Origin of the sequence: Massilia sp. BSC265, from assembly GCF_000740675.1 — a bacterium.
In the GTDB taxonomy this organism is placed as follows: Bacteria; Pseudomonadota; Gammaproteobacteria; order Burkholderiales; family Burkholderiaceae_D; genus Telluria.
In genome coordinates, this window is sequence record NZ_JPXI01000033.1 from 185549 (window position 1) to 204383 (window position 18835).

An 18835-nucleotide genomic window follows, 5' to 3' on the forward strand; every position below is an offset into this window, starting at 1 on the left:
CTCTTAGCGTGCTCAGACCACTTCCAGCACAATCTTGCCCACGTGCGCGCTCGACTCCATCAGCGCATGCGCCTCGGCCGCCCGGGCCAGCGGGAAGCTGCGGTAGATGACCGGCTTGAGTTTGCCCTGTTCGAACAGCGGCCAGACGCGCTCGCGCAAGCTGCGCGCGATCGCCGCCTTGAAGGCGACCGGGCGCGGGCGCAGCGTGGAGCCGCTGATGTGCAGGCGGCGGCGCAGCACCTGGCCCAGGTCGATCTCGGCTTTCGCGCCGCCCAGCAGCGCGATCAGGGCGATGCGGCCGTCGTCGGCCAGGCAATCGATCTCGCGCGGGAGGTAGTCGCCGGCGACCATGTCGAGGATCACGTCGACGCCCTTCCCGCCCGTCAGTTCTTTCACCACGGCGGCGAAATCCTCGCTGCGGTAGTTGATGCCGCGCTCCGCGCCGAGCTGTTCGCAGGCGCGGCATTTCTCATCCGAACCTGCGGTGGCGAACACGCGGTGACCCAGGGCCGCGGCGAGCTGGATCGCGGTGACGCCGATGCCCGAGCTGCCGCCCTGCACCAGCAGCGATTCACCCGGCCCCAAGCGCGCGCGGTCGAACACATTTGACCAAACGGTAAAAAAAGTTTCCGGCAGCGAGGCCGCTTCCATCGGGCTCAAGCCTTGCGGGACCGGCAGGCACTGTTCGGCCGGGGCGGTGCAGTATTCGGCATAGCCGCCGCCCTGGACCAGCGCGCAGACCATGTCGTCCTTCCTGAGGCCGGCTGCAGCGTAGTCGCCGTCGACGATCTCGCCGGCCACCTCCAGGCCGGGCAGGTCGGAGGCGCCCGGCGGCACCGGGTATTTGCCGAGTCGCTGCAACACGTCCGGCCGGTTGATGCCGGCCGCGTGCACCTTGATCAACACCTCGCCGGGCTTGGGGGTAGGCACCGGCCGTTCGCACAGCTGCAGGACGTCCGGCTTGCCGGGCTGCGTGATTTCAATGGCGCGCATGGGAGCTCCCGTGTTGAAAAAACCACAATTGTAAGGGAGTCGGCGGAAAACTGCGCGTCGCGTGCCGCGTCAGCTGGCGCGACCGGATACATGGCGGGGTGTCGGAACGATTGGATCTGCAAGGTCAAGGGCGGATGCGCCGCTCCGGGTCCTGCATGACGCTGACACCCACCAGGGTATCGCGCCGCAGGCGCATGCGCGTGTGCGGGGTGCGGATCCCGGCACACATGCCCCAGGCCGCGGCCCAGCGCAGCGCCCGGTCCGTTTCCGGACCAAAGGGCCGCGCTGCCGAGGCCCGGTTCAGCGCGGCCGACATACGCTGCATCGCATAAAGTTTTTTTATTGAAACAATCTTGGCCATGGGACCAAGATAAGGTTTCGGGACCGGACTGACCGTGCCCTACCTAACCCAGTGACGATGTCGGTGGTGCTGCCGATTCGCGCGGCACGAACAACGGGCTCAGGCCGGCATCCACGGCCTGCAGGGCCTGCTTCGCCATCGCATACGCGCCCTCATACGATTTCGCAGCAGCAATGAAACGGCCGTTGTGGCAGAACTTTGCGTCGGGCACGCCGGTCACCGCGGCCAGGTCCGCGTCGCGCAGGCCGGCCCAGCTTTCCGGCAGGTCGGCGCGCGCATCGAAGGTGTCGGTCGTGGCCGGGACCGTGTGCAGCATGTAGCGGTCTTCCGACAGGCTGTGGCTGAGCACGAAGAGCACCTTCGGCATCTCCTTGCGCACCACCGAACTCCAGGGCAAGGCCGCATTCTTCAGGAACAGCAGCTGGCCGTTTTCCAGGGTCTCGGACTGACGCACCTGGGCCAGCGCCAGGATGGCGCCGACCCGGTACTTGACCGAATTGACGATCACCTCGGTCAGGAAATCCATCGCCTTGCGGAACTGGGCCAGGCGGTAGGCTTCCGCCTCGAGGCCGTAGCCGAGGCGCTGCTCGTCCAGCCAGTTCGGGTTGAAGCCGGACACCACGGCCGACATGCCGTAGCCGCCGGGCGCGTTCTTGGCGGCGCCGACGTCCGAGAGGTCGAGGTACTGGACGATGTCGCCATCGATGGCATAGGCCATCTGCTGGGCCGTCTCCTCCTCCAACTGGTGACCGGTATGCTGCGCGGCCAGGTAGGCGACGCAGCGCGCGCCGTACTCGCGCCAGACCAGTCCGGCGCTGGCGTAGGGCACGCCGCTGGCGCGGGCGCCCTCGAAGCCCTTCTGGTGATGGTCGAAGCGGCCCGCGGCCGGATCCCAGATGCCGCCGACGTCGACGACGAAATCGGCGGCCTCGATGATGGCGGGCTCGCGGGTCCTGACGATCTCGGCGTCGGGGAAGAGGATGTGCAGGACGGCCACCGCCCATGCGTCGTCCGCATGAAACTTGCCGTTGTGGGTCACGATGACCATGTGTGCTCCGGAATCTTGAAATCAGGAGCGCATCATACCGTGTTCCCCCCGGCGCTTCACTCCGGTTCAGGCGCGAAGCGTTGCGGATGGCTGTAGAGGATGTGACGCCCTCCCCGCACGAAGCCGGCCAGCGTCAGCCCGGCCCGCTCGGCCACCTGCACCGCCAGTGCGGTCGGGGCCGAGATCGCGGCCAGCACCGGAAAGCCTGCGCGCGCCGCCTTCTGCACCATCTCGAAGCTGGCGCGGCTGGTCACCACCGCGAAGCCGTCAGCCGTGTCCACCCTGCCGCGCGCCAGCGCCCCGACCAGCTTGTCGAGCGCATTGTGGCGGCCGATGTCCTCGCGCACGCACAGCAGTTCGCCGCTGCGGTCGGCCCAGCCGGCCGCGTGCACGGCGCCGGTGGCATGGTGCAGGTCCTGGCGCGCGGCCATCGCCGCCATTGCGTGCTGCAGGGATCCAGGGTCGAGGCGGCCTTCGGTGGCGCGCGAGGCGACCACGGCAAAGGCATCGTCGTCGAACCGGTCCAGGCTCTCGACACCGCACAGGCCGCACCCGGTCTTGCCCGTGCGGGCACGGCGCGTCTCCTTCAACCGCATCATGGCGCCCGAGGCAATGCGCATCTCGATGACGATCCCGTGCGCCGCCTGCCCGACTTCGATGTCGTAGATGTCGCGCGCGTCGCGCACGATGCGCTCGCCGAGAGAGAAGCCGACGGCGAAATCCTCCAGGTCCCGGGGCGAGGCCAGCATCACCGCATGGCTGATGCCGTTGTAGACGAGTGCCACCGGCACCTCGTCCGCCACCAGTTCGGTCACACCCTCCAGCATCCCGTCGCGCCAGCGCTCGGCCGCCAGCCGGCACGCGCCCTGCGGCGCGAAGAATCCCTCACCGGCGTTCACGACAGCCTCCCGCCGCGCTCGAGGATCACGTCGATCGCCTTGGCTGCCGGCACCATGCTTTCCCTGGCGTGGTGCCACAGCGGAATCAAGGGATTCAGCTCGGGGAAGTAGCCCGCGATGCAACCTTCCGGCACGTCATAGGGCACCACGCTCAAGCCGCCGACGCGGCGCTCGACGCCATCCTCGGCCGCGCAGCGCAGTCCCACGACGTCGCCCTGCGCCAGTGCGTATTTCGCCATGTCGGCGCGCGCCATGAACAGCACCATGCGGCTGCCGTAGACGCCGCGGAAGCGGTCGTCGTGGCTGTAGATCGTCGTGTTGAACTGGCCGTCGCTGCGCACCGTGAACAGGCGCAGCGTGTTCGGATCGGACTTCAGGTCCGGATTGCCTTCGAGCGCTTCCGGCACCGTGAAGTTGGCCTTGCCGCTCTCCGTCTTCCAGACCCGGTGCGCGGCCGCGAGCGGCTTGCGGAAGCCGCCCGGCGTCCACATGCGCGCATTGAAGTCGTGGAAGATCTCGGGATAAGTCTCGGCAATCGCAGCGCGGATGGTCGCATACTCGCCCACCCAGCGGTCCCAGTCGACGTGCGGATTGGGCGCGAGCGTGGCCTTGGCGATGCCGGCCACGATGGCCGGCTCCGACAGCAGCGTGCCGGCTACCGGCTCGGCCATGCCGCGCGAGCCGTGCATGCAGCCGGTCGAGTCCTCGACAGTGACGTCCTGCGGGCCGCCGGCCTGGCGGTCGACCTCGATGCGGCCCAGGCAAGGCAGGATGTAGGAGGCTTTCCCGTGGATGAGGTGGTTGCGGTTCAGCTTGGTCGACACCTGCACCGTCAGCGGCAATTCGCGCCACGCCGCTTCGATCAGGCCGCGTTCCGGCACCGCGCGCACGAAGTTGCCGCCCAGGCCAATGAAGGCCTGCACGCGCCCGGCCAGCATGGCTTCGCAGGCCTCGACCGTGTTCATGCCGGGCTCGCGCGGCGGCTCGAAGCCGTACTGCTCCTTAAATTTGTCGAGCGGCGCCAGCCCGGGCTTCTCGGTGATGCCCACCGTGCGCTGGCCCTGCACGTTGGAGTGCCCGCGCACCGGGCACACGCCGGCCCCGAGCTTGCCGATGTTTCCGCGCAGGAGCAGCAGGTTGACGACCATCGCCACGTTCTGCACGCCGTTGCGGTGCTGGGTCAGGCCCATGCCGTAGACGGCCATCACGGCGGCGGATCCGCAGTACACCCGGGCCGCGCTTTCGAGGGCGGCGCGGCGCAGGCCGGATTCGCGCTCGATGGCTTCCCAGGCGCAGGCGCGCACCGCCGCCTCGAACGCCGCAAAACCGTGGGTATGCTCCTGCAGGAAGGCGGTGTCGAGTATGCGCCGGGCGCCCGCCGCACGGGTGGCGTCGTCGACGGCGAAGATGGCCTTGCACAGCCCCATGATGGCGGCCGTGTCGCCGCCCGGCTTCACTTGATGGTACTGGGTGCTGATCGCCGTCTCGGCCTTGGTGAGCATCTCGACGGGGGATTGCGGATTGGTGAAGCTGACCAGCCCGCGCTCGCGCAGCGGGTTGAAGGTGATGATGGGCACCCCGCGCCGGCGCGCCTGCTGCAACTGGTGCAGCATGCGCGGGCTGTTCACGCCCACGTTCTGGCCAAAGAAGAAAATGCAATCGGTGCGCTCGAAGTCGTCCAGCGCCACGGTGCCGACCGGCACGCCGATGGTTTTTTGCAGCCCGACCGAAGTGCTTTCGTGGCACATGTTGGAGCTGTCCGGCAGGTTGTTGTTGCCGTACATGCGCGCCAGCAATCCATACATGTACGAGGTCTCCAGCGACGCCCGTCCGGAGCTGTAGAACACGACCTGTTTGCGGTCCATGCCGCGCAGCGCCGCCCCGATTTCGGCGAAAGCCGTGTCCCAGGCGATCTCGCGGTACTTGTCCGTGTGCGGGTCGTAGCGCAGCGGCACGGTCAGGCGGCCCTGGTCTTCCAGCCGGTGGTCGTCCCAGGCTTCGAGTTCGGTGACGGTATGGCGTTCGAAGAAGTCGGCGCCAATCACCTTGCTGGTGGTTTCCCAGGCCGTGGCCTTGGCGCCGCTTTCGCAGAATTCGAAAGGGTGCGGGTTGGCCGGCTTGGCCCATGCACAGCTGACACAGGCAAAGCCGTCCGGCTTGTTCTGCTTCAGCAGCAGGGGGCTATCCTTCAGCGGCACCCGCTGGTGCAGCAGGATGGTGGAGACTTCCTGCACCGAACCCCAGCCGCCGGCCGGCATGGTCGGGTTCTCGATCCTTACGTCTGTATGCTTGGTCATGGCGCTTCCCTCGTCCGTGGAACCGCCACGCTAGTCTCCTCGCCGGTACGCCTCGGTGCGCCCGCGAACGGTGGGGCCAGCAGGACGGGTCAATCGCCGGTCATCATTGCTCCCGCCACCAGAGAAAATTCTTGCAGGAATAATAATCTTTTCAAGCTTCGATCCGGCGCAAAAGAGACGGCCGTCGCCTTCTTGTCCGGCGTTCCGCTGCTGGCTACATTGTTTAGACGAGCTCATGCATATCGCATGGCCTTCACTTCGAGGAGCTCACCATGAAACGCTTCCTTCCCCTCCTGCGCGATGCCGCCCGGCGCCTCTGGAACGGCATCGCCTTCTCCACCGTCGGCATGAATCCGCCGCGCCGGCGCCTGCTGCTGGGCAGCGCCATGCTGGCCGCCGCGATGGCGCTGCCGCCCCATCCGGTCGCGGCCCAGCCCTGGACCACGGAAAACTGGACCGGCACCTGGGGCACGGCGCCAAGCGGCCCGCCGCCGGAAGCGAGCCTGCAGACCTTCACCGACCAGACCCTGCGCCTGATCGTGCACACCAGCACCGGCGGCAATCGCGTGCGCATCCGCGTGTCGAACGAATTCGGCGCGACGCCGCTGACGATCGGCGCCGCCCGCATCGGCCTGCGTGCCGGCGGCTCGGACGTGGCTGCCGGCACCGACCGCGCGCTGACCTTCGGCGGGCGCGCTTTCGTGACCATCCCGCCCGGCGCACCCGCGCTCTCGGATCCGGTAGAGCTGAACGTGCCGCCGCTGTCCGACCTGGCGGTGAGCCTCTACCTGCCCGGCACCGTGCAGGCGACCACCGTGCACCAGTTGGCCCTGCAGACCAACTACGTGTCGCTGCCCGGCAACTTCACGGCCGCGCCCACCCTGCCGGTGCAGCGCACGATCCAGGTCTGGCCCTTCCTGACCGAGGTCGATGTCGATACCGCCGGGCCGACCATCGTCACGCTGGGCGACTCGATCACGGACGGCACCCGCAGCACGCCCGACACCAACAAGCGCTGGCCCGACTGGCTGGCGCGCCGCCTGCAGACCGAGCGCGACCCGGTCCTCGGCATCAATGCGCGTTTCGGCGTGGTCAACCGCGGCATCAGCGGCAACCGCCTGCTGAGCAATTCGCCGAACCCGCTGGCCGGGCGCAGCGCCCAGGAGCGCTTCGACCGCGACGTGCTGGCCACCGCGGGCGTACGCTACCTGGTGGTCCTGATCGGCATCAACGACATCGGCAACAGCTCGCCCACCAATCCCGTGACTGCCGAGGACCTGATCGCCGGCTACCGCCAGCTGATCCACCGCGCGCACGCCAAGGGCATCAGCGTGATCGGCGCTACCCTCACGCCCTTCGAAGGCGCAGGCTACTACTCGCCCGAGAAGGAAGTGATCCGGCAAGCCGTGAACAACTGGATCCGCAACAACGACGAGTTTGACGCCGTGATCGACTTCGACCGCGTCACGCGCGACCCGGCCCGTCCGACACGCTTCCTGCCGGCCTATGACAGCGGCGACCACCTGCATCCGAACGACCTGGGTTACCAGGCCATGGGCAATGCGGTGTCGCTGGCGCTGTTCCGCAGTGCCGCGATAGCACGGGCGGCGGCGCCGGCCCCGGCCAAGTGATGCTCGTAGGGTGGGCGGGTTCCCCGCCCGCGCGGTGATAGACAAACGATGATCCGCTGCGACAGTTCCGCTGACGGTTGACCGCGTGGGCGGGAGACCCGCCCACCCTACAGCTCCCGAGAAGCCAGTTCATTATCCCGGCGGTTCTATCTCAGGAGTTACTCCCCGTGCGCGACGATGTCGGCAGCGGCCTGCCCGGCCTCCACGTGCGCGACAAGGCCTGCGCCTCCTCGATCTGCTCCTGCGTCATCTGGCGCGAGATGGCCGCACGCTGCTCGACCGCATTATGGTTGCCGCTGGCCGCCGCCAGGTTCCACAGCATATAGGCCAGCACCTTGTCCTGCGGCATGCCCGCCTGGTGGTAACGGTACATCAACCCGAGTGCATGCTGGGCCTCGGCATGGCCCTGCTCGGCCGCCCTGCGAAACCAGCTCACGGCATGGCGCTGGTCCTGCGGCACGGCGTTGCCGGTGTAGTACATGGCGCCGACCACGTACTGCGCGTCGGCCTTGCCCTGCTGGGCCGCCCTGTGGTGCCAGGCAAAGGCCTGCTTGTAGTCGCGCGTGACGCCGCGACCCATGTAATACATCAGGCCCAGCAAATGCTGGGCATCCGCATGGCCGGCCTTGGCGAGCGGGACGATCTCTTTCAGTGCGGCCGCGTAGTTGCGGGCGTTATACGCGCTCGCCCCTTCCGCGAAGCCCGCATGCGCACCGGCCTGCAGGCCCAGCACGAATGCGATCGCTACGAATAGTTTTTTCATGTCTCGTTCATGGAATCAGGATCTCTGCGTACCCTTGGTCCTCGCGGGACTCCCGTTGTTCTTGTAGGTTTGCCTGTTGTTCTTGTTCAGGCCCAGCTTACTTCCAGTTGACCTTGCCCAGGCCGTCGACGCTGACCTTGCGGTTCTGCGGCTTGCCGTGCACCGTCACCGAACCCAGGCCGGACAGCGTCAGGTTGGCGCTGTCCTTGGCGGTCACGGTCGCGTTGCCCAGGCCGGACAACTCGAGGATCACGTTCTCGGCCGAGAATGCCTGGGCGTCCAGACCGCCGAGTCCGCCCAGCTCCGCCTTGAGCTGGCGGCTGCGGCCCGACAGGGTCACGTAGCCGGCGCCGCTCAGGTTCAGCTCGACGCTCTCGCTGTTAATTCCATGTATTTTCATGCTGCCGACACCGCCGAGGTTGGCGGTCAGCACCTTGTAGTTACATGATACATTCATTGAGCCGGCCCCATCGAGGTTGAGCTCGAGCTCGTCACCCGAAAAACCACTGATGGCGGTGCCGCCGACGCTTTCGGAACTGACTTCCCGCAGATTCGGCAGGGTCAGTTCGGCATGCAAGCCCATGCTGCGGCCGAGCTTGATGCCGACGCCCTTGGTCTCGGTGCCGATGCTGAGCGTGTCGCCGCTTTGCAGCGTGGTGGTCTTGCCGAGCAGGCGCGGGTCGCCACTCAAGACCAGCTGGGGCGTATTGCCCTGGCGGATCTTGAGGTCCACCACGCCATCGAGCTTGACGCGCACCACGCGCGCATCGACCTGGCGCATTTCGGTGGCCACATCCGGCGCCGCCTTCGCCAGGCCCATGCAGGTAAACAGCCAGGTGCAGAGTGCAGCAAAAGCGAGGCCGGCCTTGGAAAGCTGATTCATTACATTCTCCGAATTCGTATTCTTGTTGTACGTGGGCCGCCTTGTGGGTGAACCGGTGTGCAACAGCTCAAAATTATCATGTTGCAACTATATCCGTTCGGGCCGCCGCCGCCCACCGGTCTGCGATGAACTGCAGGAATCGCAGCATGGAGCGGCGTATGCACGGACAGCTTGCCTGTGGCGCGGGGTGGACGTGGCGCAAACTTTCCGAAGAAAAAAGATTACTTATTGGCATGCCATTGAGCTAAGATGCAGCGCATGACGCCCCGGGCTGTCAGTACGGCACGACAGCGTCTACCTTCCTGAGTATATTTTCGAGGTCAACCCATGCGCATGCGCCAATTACCTGTTTTGCTGGCCGGGCTCACGTTCTCGCTGTCGGCGTTCGCCGCCTCCGCGGACCAGTGGACCCTGCCGATCGCCGTCAAGAAGCTCGACAATGGCCTGACTGTCGTCGTCACCGAAGACCGCAGCTCGCCGACCGTCGGCGTGTCCGTCGTCTACAAAGTGGGCATGCGCCTGGAGCCCAGGAACCGCACCGGCTTCGCCCACCTGTTCGAACACCTGATGTTCCAGGGCACGCCGAACGCCAAGAAGGGCGTGTTCGACACCACCATCACCGCCGGCGGCGGCCGCAACAACGGCTCGACCCGTCCGGACTACACCAACTACATCGAGACCGCCCCCAGGTCGGCGCTCGAGCCGATCCTGTGGCTGGAAGCGGACCGCATGAAGACGCTCGACTTCAACCCGGCCACGCTGAAGAACCAGCAGGACGTGGTGAAGGAAGAGATCCGCGTGAACGTGAAGAACCAGCCCTACGGCGGCTTCATGTGGATCGACATCAGCCAGCACGCCTTCCAGAAATGGGAGAACAACCATGACGGCTACGGCAGCTTCGAAGACCTCGAGAACGCCAGCCTGGAAGACGTGCGCGCCTTCCACCGCGACTACTACGGCCCCAACAACGCCGTGATCGCGATCGCGGGCGACATCAGCCCGGCCGAGGGTTTCGCGCTCGCGCAGAAGTACTTCGGCGGCATCCCTGCCCGTCCAACCCCGAAGCCGACCGACTTCAGCGAAGGCCTGAACACGGAGGAAAAACGCCTGGTGCAGAGCGACGCCCTGGCCCAGGTGCCGGCGATCGCCGCGGCCTGGAAGATGCCGCCGCGCGGCCACCGCGACCAGGCCGCCATGGCCGTGCTGGGCGAACTGCTGGCCGGCGGCGACGCCTCGCTGCTGTACCAGGGCCTGGTGAAGGGCCGCGAGATCGCGCTCAACGTCGACTCCCTGTTCGGCCTGACCGGTCCCTTCGAGTACGACGGTCCGACCCTGCTGACCGTATTCGCCCTGTACAAGCCGAACAGCAGCGCCGACGCCATGCTCAAGGCCATCGACGAGGAACTCGCCAAGGTCGCCCAGGGCGGCGTGGATGCGGCGACGCTCAAGCGCGTCAAGACCCGCCTGCTGGCCAACTGGAACAACCAGCTCGAAAGCTTCATCAACCGCGCCGACATGATGGCCAAGATGCAGGTGATGTGGGGCGACGCCCACGTGGTCAACAAGATCCCCGGCCTGATCGAAGGCGTGAGCTCGGAAGACATCCAGCGCGCGGTGCGCACCTACCTGGTGCCGACCAACCGCACCGTCATCGACCGCAAGCCGGCCGCGATGCTCGCCGCGCCTGCCGCCGCACCAGCCACCCCTGCCGCAGCCGCACCGGCTGGCGCTAACCAATAAGGAGCGCATCGATGAAAAAACTGATGCCACTGGCCCTTTCCCTCGCTGTCACGCTGGCGTTCGCGCCGGCGGCCGCTGACGCCGCAAGCGCCGCCCCTGCCGCGGACAACCTCCCGATGCCGGCCTACGGCAAGGACAAGCCGATTCCGGTGCCGAAGATCACCAAGAAAACCCTGGGCAACGGCCTGACGGTCTGGGTCGTGCCGCGCAAGGGCCTGCCGCGCGTGGACTACGTGCTGGCCGTGCGCGGCGCCGGCTTCGCGGCCGACGCCCCGCAAACCCCCGCCTTCGCCAACATGCTGGCGGGGCTGCTCAACGAAGGCACGGCCAAGCGCGACTCGCGCGCAATCGCCGAAGCGGCCCAGGGCATGGGCGGCGAAGTCGCCGCCGGCGCCTCGTCGGACGGCATCATCGTCTCGGCCAATGCGCTGGCGTCGCAGGCCGCCCCGATGATGCAGCTGCTGGCCGAAGTCGCCCGCACACCAAGCTTCCCGGAAAGCGAAGTGAAGCTGGCCAAGGCCAATGCGCTGCAATCGCTGAAGGTCTCCGAGACCCAGCCTGGCTTCCGCGCCGAGCGTGCCATCAGCCGCGCGATCTACGGCGAGCACCCCTATGCCCGCACCACCCCGACGGTCGAAGCCATCAACGCGGTGACCCAGGACATGCTGCGCAGCGAGCACGCCAGGCGCATGCGTCCGGACCGCGCCCTGCTGGTGATCACCGGCCCGGTCAAGGAAGCGGAAGCGGTCAAGCTGGCCGAGCAGGCCTTCGGCGACTGGCGTGCCAGCGGCCCGGCACTGCTTGATACCGCCGCCGCCCCGGCCAGCGCCAAGCCGGCGCGCATCCTGCTGCAGCGTGACAAGAGCGTGCAGTCGGCCGTACGCCTGGGCAGCCCGGGCATCGCCGCCAGCGCGCAAGACCAGATCCCGCTGCGCCTGGCCAGCACCATCCTCGGCGGCGGCTTCTCGAGTCGCGTGAACATCAACCTGCGCGAGGAAAAGGGTTATACCTACGGCGCCTCGGCCGGCGCGCGCATGAACCGCGTGGGCGGCGCGATCGTCGGCGGCGCCGACGTGCGCAACGAAGTGACCGGCGCAGCGCTGAACGAATTCCTCGGCGAGTACAAGCGCATCGGCACCGAACTGGTGCCGGCCAAGGAAATGGAGATGAACAAGCGCTACGTGGCGGGCGGCTACATGATCAGCAACCAGCTGCAACGTTCGGTCGCCGCGACCCTGGCGAACAACTGGCTGGTGGGCCTGCCGGCCGAGTTCCTGGGCGAGTACGTGCCGCGCATCCAGAAGGTCACGCCGGAGCAGGTGCGCGACGTCTCGCGCAAGTACTTCAATCCGGAGAACCAGTCGATCGTGGTGGTGGGCGACCAGAAGGCGGTGGGCGAGCAGCTCAAGGCGTTCGGGGAGTTCACGGTGACCGACAAATAAGCAGGTCCCCGATGTGCAAGGCCCCGCGAATGCGGGGCTTTTTTCTACCTTAATCCGCGGACAGCTTCATCATCACCAGTCCACAAACGATCAGCACCGCCGCAACGACGCGCATCGTGTTGACCTGCTCCCCGAGCATCGCAATCCCGACCACGAAGGCACCCACGGCCCCGATGCCGGTCCAGATCGTATAGGCAGTCCCGAGGGGAATGGTGCGCATCGCCGCGGCGAGCAAAACGAAGCTGGCGACCATGCCAACCAGCGTGACGACGGTGGGCCAGAGCCTGCTGAAGCCGTCCGACTGCTTCATGGCCACCGCCCACACCACTTCGAAGAGTCCCGCAACGAACAACATGATCCAAGCCATACCGGCTCTCCTTTCGAAAAGCCGGGCCGTCCCGGACATTGTTCCCACGGCGGGGGAGGTCGTCCTCCAGAAGGCGATATTCTAGCTGCCCTAGCCTTTCAGCGCCCGCTCCAGGTCCGGCAGCTCGGCCGGCTTGACCAGGTGGGCATCGAAGCCGGCATCCATCGCGCGCTTGCGGTCCTCCGGCGAACCATAGCCGGTGTGGGCCACCAGCCGGATGTCCGAGAAGGCGGGATTCCTCTTGATGCGGCGCGCCACTTCATAACCGTCGATGCCGGGCAGGCCGATGTCGAGCACGATCACCTGGGGCTTGTGGCGCAGCGCCAGCTCTTCGATCTGGGCGGCGTCCGAGGTGGTACAGGTCTCGTAGCCCATTTCGGCCAGCAGGAAGCCCATCATTTCCATCGCATCGACGTTGTCGTCGACCAGCAGCACGCGCATGCCGCTGCCGCCCTGCTCCGATGGCTGGCAATGATCCAGGCTGGCCTGCGGCGCGCTCACGCGCAGCAAGGGCAGCTCGACCGTGAAGGTGCTGCCCATGCCGATGCCCGGGCTTTGCGCCGACAGGTGTCCGCCGTGCAGCTCGAGCAGGTGCGACACCAAGGAAAGGCCGATGCCCAGTCCCTCGGGTGCCCGGTCGGGCGGCACGTCCACCTGGGCGAACATGCCGAAGATGCGCGGCAGGTTGTCCTCGGCAATGCCGATGCCGTTGTCGCGCACCGCGATCTGCACCCGTTCGTTCTCGACCAGGGAAACGCTCACCGACAGGTCGCCGCCCTTCGGCGTGAACTTGGCCGCATTGTGCAGCAGGTTGCCCACCGATTGGGCCAGGCGCACCGGGTCGCCCATCACCCACACCTGCGGTCCAGGCAGCCGCACATCCAGGTGGTGGTTGCGCGCGGCGATCAGGGGACCGGCCGTCTCGATGGCTTGGGCGACCACGGCGCCCAGGTCCACCTCTTCGGTGCGCAGCACGATCTTGCCTTCGGAGATGCGGGCAACGTCGAGCAGGTCGTCCACCAGGTGGGCCAGGTGGTCGACCTGGCGCGTGATGACTTCGCGCGCGCGCGCCTGGCGCTCGGCACTGCTGTTGCCCACGCTGTTGCCGACGCCGTCACTGCTCGAACCGAGCAGCGCGGCCGCGTTGCGGATCGGGCTGAGCGGGTTGCGCAGCTCGTGCGCCAGCGTGGCCAGGAATTGGTTCTTGTTGCGGTCGGCCGCGCGCAGCAGCGCTTCCATCTCCTTGCGCGCCGTGATGTCGCTGGTCACGCGCGCCACCCGGTACACTTCGCCGCGCGCGTTGCGGACCGCGAACAGGCGGTCGCGTACCCAGTGGGTGCGCCCGTCCGGCCCGAGGATGCGGAATTCGTCGTCGTAGTGCGGCGCCTGCTGCAGCTGGCGCCAGCGCCCGGCGATGCGCTCGCGGTCGTCCGGATGCACGGCCTCCAGCCAGGCCTCGGGCCGCTGGCGCAGATCCTCGGCGTTGCCGCCCCAGATCGCCGAATACGCCGGGCTGACGTAGACCAGGTCGCCTTCCGGCACGGCGAACATCCAGAACACGTCGTCGATGTTGTCCGTGATCTGGCGGAAGCGCTCCTCGCTGTCGCGCAGCTGGACCTGGGTCTGACGCATGCGCAGCAGCGCGTTCACGTTGGCGATCAGCTCGTCGGCCTCGATCGGCGCGGCCAGGTAGTTGTCGGCGCCCCCTTCCAGTCCGCGGATCTTGTCGGCGCGGCCGGTCAGCGCGGCCGAGGTCTGCAGCACCAGCACCATGGCGCTCTCGGGATTGGCCTTGATGCGGCGGCAGACTTCGATGCCGTTGATGTCGGGGAGCTTCACGTCGAGCAGCACCAGCGCCGGGCACAGGCGCTTGACCATTTCCAGCGCGTCGGTGCCGTTGGTCGCCTCCACCACCTCGAAGCCCGCCCCGCGCAGGATGCGGTTCTTGGCGTAGCGGGCGCCGTCGTTGTCGTCAACGTTGAGGATCAGGGTGGAATTGGCTTTCATGTTTCGGTTCCATCTTGGCTGGGCTCTTGGTAGCGTCGCGGCAGGGTCAGGGTAAAGGTCGAGCCTTCGCCCACCCGGCTCTCCACGTCGACGCGCCCCTGCAGCAGATCTGCCAGCTTGCGGCAAAGCGGCAGGCCCAGGCCCGTACCCTTGCTGCGCCGCTGGAGCGGATGCTCGATCTGGCTGAATTCTTCGAAGATCAGCTGCAGGTTTTCCGGGCTGATGCCGATCCCGGTGTCGGCGACTGCAAACGCAATTGTATCGGCCTGTGCGTCATAAGTGGCAGATACCCGTACGGCGCCGCGCTCGGTGAACTTGAGCGCGTTGGAGATGAAGTTGCGCAGGACCTGCGAGATCTTGCCCTCGTCGGAATCGAAGGGCTCGTTGAACTCGCTCGGCTCGAAGACCAGATCGACCCGTCCTTCGTCGACCAGCGGGCGCATCATGCCCTTCAATGCGCGGAACAGGTTGTCGACCACCACCGGCGCCGGCTGGACCTCGACCTTGCCGGCCTCGATCTTGGCCAGGTCGAGCAGGTCGTTGACCAGGTCCGAGAGGTCGTTGGCGGCCTTGGCGATGAACTGCACCTGGCGCTCCTGCTCGACCGTCAGGTCGCCGTCCATGCGGTCCAGCAGCAGCTGGGCCAGGGCACGGATCGAGGACAGCGGCGTGCGCAGCTCGTGGCTGGTATTCGACAGGAAGCGCGACTTCATCTCGTCGGCGCGGCGCAAGCGCTCGGCCTTGTCTTCGATTTCGGCGTACAGCGCGACGATGCCGCGGTTGGTGTCTTCCAGCTCGCGCGTGAGCGACAGCAGGTCTTCCTGGCGCTCGCGCAGCTCGGCCAGCGTCCCCAGGAGTTCGTGGTTCTGCAGCTGCAGTTCCTGCAGTGTGTTCGACACCGGGCTGCCGGCAAGGCGCGTGCCGATATCGTTCAGGCGCGCGGAGTCGACCAGCACGTGCGACGGAAGCGCCTTGCGCATCGTGACCGCGGTGACCGCGCCCTGCTCCGGTTCGACCTCGCAGGAATCCATCAGGCGATGCGCGCTGATCAAGGCCAGTTCCGGGAGCGTCCGGCTGATGCCCTGGCTGAGCGCATCCGCTGTCGGCGCCAGCCGTTCGCCGGCGCCGGGGTGGATCGTCACCTCGAGGTACTGGCTTCCCAGCTTGCGGCCCAACAGGAAGGCGGCGCGCCCGCCCGAGCCCTGATGGCAGGCAGCGCGCGCGATCTCGGACACGGCAGTGGCGATGCGCACCTGGTCCTGCTGCGAGAATCCGAGCAATTCCGATACCTGGCGCGCGCGCTGGCGCACCGCCACCACGTCCTGGTCGCTGTCCAGGGCAACGCTGAGGATGCGATGCAGGCTCATGTCAGCTCCCGTGCCGGCGCACGACCAGCACCATGGCATCGTCGCGGCGGCGGATGTAGTCGCGCATCAGGATGGCCGCGACCAGCACCGGGCTGCGCCCGACCAGGCCCGGATACTTGTCCAGGTCCCACTGGGTCTGGATGCCGTCCGAGTGCATGATGCACATTGCCCCCGGCGGGAAGGGCAGCGCGAACTCCTGCACCTTGCGCATGTTGTGGCCGACAATGCCGTTGTGGGACACCAGCGCCCGGCGGCTGCCGTCGATCACGCAGCCGGCGATGTTGCCTACGCCGGCAAAACGCAGCTCGCCGGCATCGAAGTCGATGCGGGCGGTGGCCAGGGCTGCGCCGCGCGTCGGGCGCAGGGCGTCGTGGGCAGCCTGCATCAGCTCCCCTGCCCCCCCGCCTTTGCTCACTTCCAGCGCACGCACCGCGGCCGCGGCAGCGCGTGCCGCTTCCGGACCGTGGCCCAATCCGTCGGCAGCCAGCAGGCTCGCGCCCCTGGCGTCGCAGCGCACCGCCCAGCCGTCGCCGCATTCATCTTCGCCGGCCATCGGCACCCACAGGGCGCCGATCTCGACGCCACAGGGCTCCGGCGCAGGCACGTCGCGCCAGATACGCATGAAGAAAGCCGCGCCGCCGCCGGGCTTGGTGTACACATCGAACTCGTCGGCCAGGCGGCGCAGCGCGCCCAGCCCGGTGCCCGACGTGCCCGTGGTGGACACGCCGTCGACCAGGCTGGCATTCAGGTCGAGGATGCCTGGGCCATTGTCGACCGCCAGCACGTCGATGCCGACGCCGGCGGCCGACTGCGCCGGTCCGACGTGGATTTCGCCCTCGCCCGCATGCTTGAGGATGTTGGTGGCGGCCTCGGTGATGACCAGCGCCAGCTGGCCGGCGCGGGTCTCGTTGAAGCCGAGCGCGTCGGCCAGCTTCTGGCCGCTGCGCCGCACCGCCGCCACGTCGCTCGCGTGATTGATCGCGAAGACTTCCTGCTGCCGCAGTGAACCAACTGAACTGATCAGCGCTTCCATTTCACCACCAGCACGGCAGTGCCCTCTCCAGGACGGCTTTCGATTTCGAATTCATCCGCGAGGCGCTTGGAGCCGCCAAGGCCGAGGCCAAGGCCGCCACCGGTGGTGAAACCGTCGCGCAGCGCGTTGTCGATGTCGGCAATGCCGGGGCCGGCATCGATGAACAGCAATCCGATTCCCTTGCGGATGCCGTCGGCCAGGCTGTCGAGGTGGACTTCGCCGCCGCCGCCATACTTGATCGTGTTACGTGCCAGCTCGCTAGCAGCCGTGACCAGCTTGGTCTGGTCGACCAGGGACAGGGCAATGGCCACCGCGCGCTCGCGCACCTGCTTGCGCAGGCCTACAACGTCCTCGTCCGACTGCAGGCGCAGGGTCACGCGTGCGGTGCGATGCTGGCGGTGGCGATCCAGCAGCGCGGTGTCGAACAGGACTGCGTCGGTATGCGCGCCGTTCATTATTTATAGCTCTTTCCCAGCAAGGCCATGCCCTTTTCGACGTTCAGGGCGGTCCTCACGCCGTGCAGCGTCAGTCCCAGCTCGACGAGGGTGATGGCCACCGCCGGCTGCATGCCGACCACGACGGTGCGGGCATCGAGCACGCGGGCCATGGCGGCGGTATTGCTGATCATGCGGCCGATGAAGGAATCGACCAGGTCGAGTGCCGAGATATCGATCAGGACGCCCTTGGCGCCATCGCTCACAATGCGCTCGGTCAGGTCGTCCTGCAGCTGCATGGCGAGGCGGTCGTGCATGTCGACCTGGATCGTCACGAGCAGCAGGTCGCCCATGCGCAGGATAGGAATGCGTTCCATGGTTGTTCCGCTTAAGCCTTCTGCACGACGGCCGTGCCGGTGCGCTCGAGCGCGACCAGGAAGGCGTCGGCCAGGGTGGCCTTGGTGATCACGTCTTCCAGGTTCACGCCGAGGTGCACGATGGTCTGGGCGATCTGCGGGCGGATGCCGCTGATGATGCAGTCGGCTCCCATCAGGCGTGCGGCGGCGATGGTCTTCATCAGGTGCTGCGCCACCAGGGTGTCGACGGTGGGCACGCCGGTGATGTCGATGATGGCGATGATGGCACCGGTGTCGACGATCTTCTGCAGGATGTTTTCCATCACCACCTGGGTGCGGGCCGAGTCCAGGGTGCCGATCAGCGGCAGCGCCAGGATGCCGTTCCACAGCTTGACCACCGGCGTGGACAGCTCGAGCAGTTCCTGCTGCTGGCGCACGATGATCTGGTCCTTGGTCTTCTGGAACACTTCGATGGTATACAGGCCCAGCTTGTCGAGCAGGGTGTTGATGGTCCAGGAGGCTGCGGCGACACCTTCGTTGTCGCCGTCGAAGCCCTGGCGCAGCCGGCCGAACAGAGGCTGCTTCAGCGAGAAGACGAAGGTGGCGGTCTCGCTCGGGGTGGAGCCGGCCTTGGCGCGGGTCGAGGAGATTTCGGCCAGCAGGTCGCGCACTTCGTCCCAGGAGCGGTGCTCGATGTTGTCCAGTTCGCCGCTGCGGGAGGCGCTGGCGAAGGTGGCCAGGAACTGCTGGCAATGGTTGCGCAACTGCTCTTTCGAGCTCGAGGTTCCGCGCACGGTCAGCGCTTCCAGCTGTGCGATCCACTCCGCGCCGATGTCGGCCTGGTGTTCCTGGATGAGCTGGCTGATACGGGCGGCGTAATCCTTCGTGGTCATCTGTTCGTTTCCTAGTTTTTGGATGGTTGAAGTCGGTGGGTGCGACGCGGAACACGGGCGTGCAAACCCATCATTACGGAAATAAACAACTATAACACTTATTGCATTAAGGTTATGACACGCTTGTACCGTGCGGTGTGCGCCATGGCTGTCGAAAGCCGCCCCGTCGATTAACCAGGAAGCAACATATATTACTGCTGAGCGGACCTGCCGGTCGCTCGAATTCGACTACAATGCCACGCCCGGCTGTTTTACCGCACTTCCGCCTCATCCATGCCGGGCGCAACATCCTCGAACGAAGATTGGCAGCACGTGGTAGAG

The 18835-nt window shown here is 66.8% G+C and carries 17 protein-coding genes; 3 read left to right on the forward strand and 14 right to left on the reverse strand.

Features of this window, described 5'->3' with window-relative positions:
- Positions 1 to 12 precede the first annotated feature (12 nt).
- From MA09_RS13005 to MA09_RS13025, 5 genes are all read right to left on the reverse strand, one after another.
- Positions 13 to 993: an NAD(P)H-quinone oxidoreductase gene (locus MA09_RS13005; protein ID WP_036249096.1), complete on the reverse strand. Its 981-nt coding sequence runs from the start codon at positions 991 to 993 to the stop codon at positions 13 to 15.
- A 124-nt stretch (positions 994 to 1117) separates the two neighbouring features.
- Entirely contained in the window at positions 1118 to 1318 is a 201-nt protein-coding gene (locus MA09_RS13010) for a hypothetical protein (RefSeq protein ID WP_036249099.1), read from the reverse strand.
- Between the two features lie 79 nt (positions 1319 to 1397).
- Positions 1398 to 2402 carry an MYG1 family protein gene (locus tag MA09_RS13015; protein WP_051933411.1) on the reverse strand — a complete coding sequence of 335 codons (1005 nt, stop codon included), beginning with the start codon at positions 2400 to 2402 and terminating at the stop codon, positions 1398 to 1400.
- 56 nt (positions 2403 to 2458) lie between these two features.
- Positions 2459 to 3301: a formate dehydrogenase accessory sulfurtransferase FdhD gene (gene fdhD, locus MA09_RS13020; RefSeq protein WP_036249102.1), complete on the reverse strand. Its 843-nt coding sequence runs from the start codon at positions 3299 to 3301 to the stop codon at positions 2459 to 2461.
- Complete coding sequence (locus MA09_RS13025) at positions 3298 to 5598, reverse strand: FdhF/YdeP family oxidoreductase (protein ID WP_051933412.1); 2301 nt, start codon at positions 5596 to 5598, stop codon at positions 3298 to 3300. The genes fdhD and MA09_RS13025 overlap by 4 nt, the downstream gene beginning before the upstream one ends.
- A gap of 272 nt (positions 5599 to 5870) precedes the next feature.
- On the opposite strand from MA09_RS13025, the gene MA09_RS13030 reads away from it, so the two are divergent.
- Positions 5871 to 7229, forward strand: a complete 1359-nt coding sequence (locus MA09_RS13030; RefSeq protein WP_081897578.1) for an SGNH/GDSL hydrolase family protein — start codon at positions 5871 to 5873, stop codon at positions 7227 to 7229.
- Positions 7230 to 7380: 151 nt separating this feature from the next.
- On the opposite strand, the gene MA09_RS13035 is transcribed toward MA09_RS13030, so the two are convergent.
- On the reverse strand, positions 7381 to 7992 hold the full coding sequence (locus MA09_RS13035; protein ID WP_036249104.1) for a tetratricopeptide repeat protein: 612 nt from the start codon (positions 7990 to 7992) through the stop codon (positions 7381 to 7383).
- A gap of 97 nt (positions 7993 to 8089) precedes the next feature.
- Positions 8090 to 8875, reverse strand: coding sequence for a GIN domain-containing protein (locus tag MA09_RS13040; protein ID WP_036249107.1), 786 nt, complete (start codon positions 8873 to 8875; stop codon positions 8090 to 8092).
- A gap of 333 nt (positions 8876 to 9208) precedes the next feature.
- On the opposite strand from MA09_RS13040, the gene MA09_RS13045 reads away from it, so the two are divergent.
- Positions 9209 to 10615, forward strand: a complete 1407-nt coding sequence (locus tag MA09_RS13045; RefSeq protein WP_229440700.1) for a pitrilysin family protein — start codon at positions 9209 to 9211, stop codon at positions 10613 to 10615.
- A gap of 11 nt (positions 10616 to 10626) precedes the next feature.
- Complete coding sequence (locus tag MA09_RS13050) at positions 10627 to 12057, forward strand: pitrilysin family protein (protein WP_036249112.1); 1431 nt, start codon at positions 10627 to 10629, stop codon at positions 12055 to 12057.
- 49 nt (positions 12058 to 12106) lie between these two features.
- Here the strand turns inward: MA09_RS13050 and sugE are convergent, their stop codons facing one another.
- The 7 genes from sugE to MA09_RS13085 all read right to left on the reverse strand — a co-directional run bounded on the left by sugE (position 12107) and on the right by MA09_RS13085 (position 18514).
- Positions 12107 to 12424, reverse strand: a complete 318-nt coding sequence (gene sugE, locus MA09_RS13055) for a quaternary ammonium compound efflux SMR transporter SugE (protein ID WP_036249114.1) — start codon at positions 12422 to 12424, stop codon at positions 12107 to 12109.
- Between the two features lie 90 nt (positions 12425 to 12514).
- Complete coding sequence (locus tag MA09_RS13060; RefSeq protein WP_036249116.1) at positions 12515 to 14431, reverse strand: response regulator; 1917 nt, start codon at positions 14429 to 14431, stop codon at positions 12515 to 12517.
- Positions 14428 to 15798 (reverse strand): sensor histidine kinase, encoded by a 1371-nt coding sequence (locus tag MA09_RS13065; protein ID WP_051933413.1) that lies wholly within the window; start codon positions 15796 to 15798, stop codon positions 14428 to 14430. The genes MA09_RS13060 and MA09_RS13065 overlap by 4 nt, the downstream gene beginning before the upstream one ends.
- Before the next feature lies 1 nt (position 15799).
- Positions 15800 to 16831 carry an ATP-binding protein gene (locus MA09_RS13070; protein WP_036249118.1) on the reverse strand — a complete coding sequence of 344 codons (1032 nt, stop codon included), beginning with the start codon at positions 16829 to 16831 and terminating at the stop codon, positions 15800 to 15802.
- On the reverse strand, positions 16819 to 17286 hold the full coding sequence (locus MA09_RS13075) for an anti-sigma regulatory factor (protein WP_081897579.1): 468 nt from the start codon (positions 17284 to 17286) through the stop codon (positions 16819 to 16821). Before MA09_RS13075 ends, MA09_RS13070 begins: the two co-directional genes overlap by 13 nt.
- Entirely contained in the window at positions 17286 to 17642 is a 357-nt protein-coding gene (locus tag MA09_RS13080; RefSeq protein ID WP_036249120.1) for an STAS domain-containing protein, read from the reverse strand. Before MA09_RS13080 ends, MA09_RS13075 begins: the two co-directional genes overlap by 1 nt.
- Before the next feature lie 11 nt (positions 17643 to 17653).
- Positions 17654 to 18514 (reverse strand): STAS domain-containing protein, encoded by an 861-nt coding sequence (locus MA09_RS13085; RefSeq protein ID WP_036249121.1) that lies wholly within the window; start codon positions 18512 to 18514, stop codon positions 17654 to 17656.
- Between the last annotated feature and the right edge of the window lie 321 nt (positions 18515 to 18835).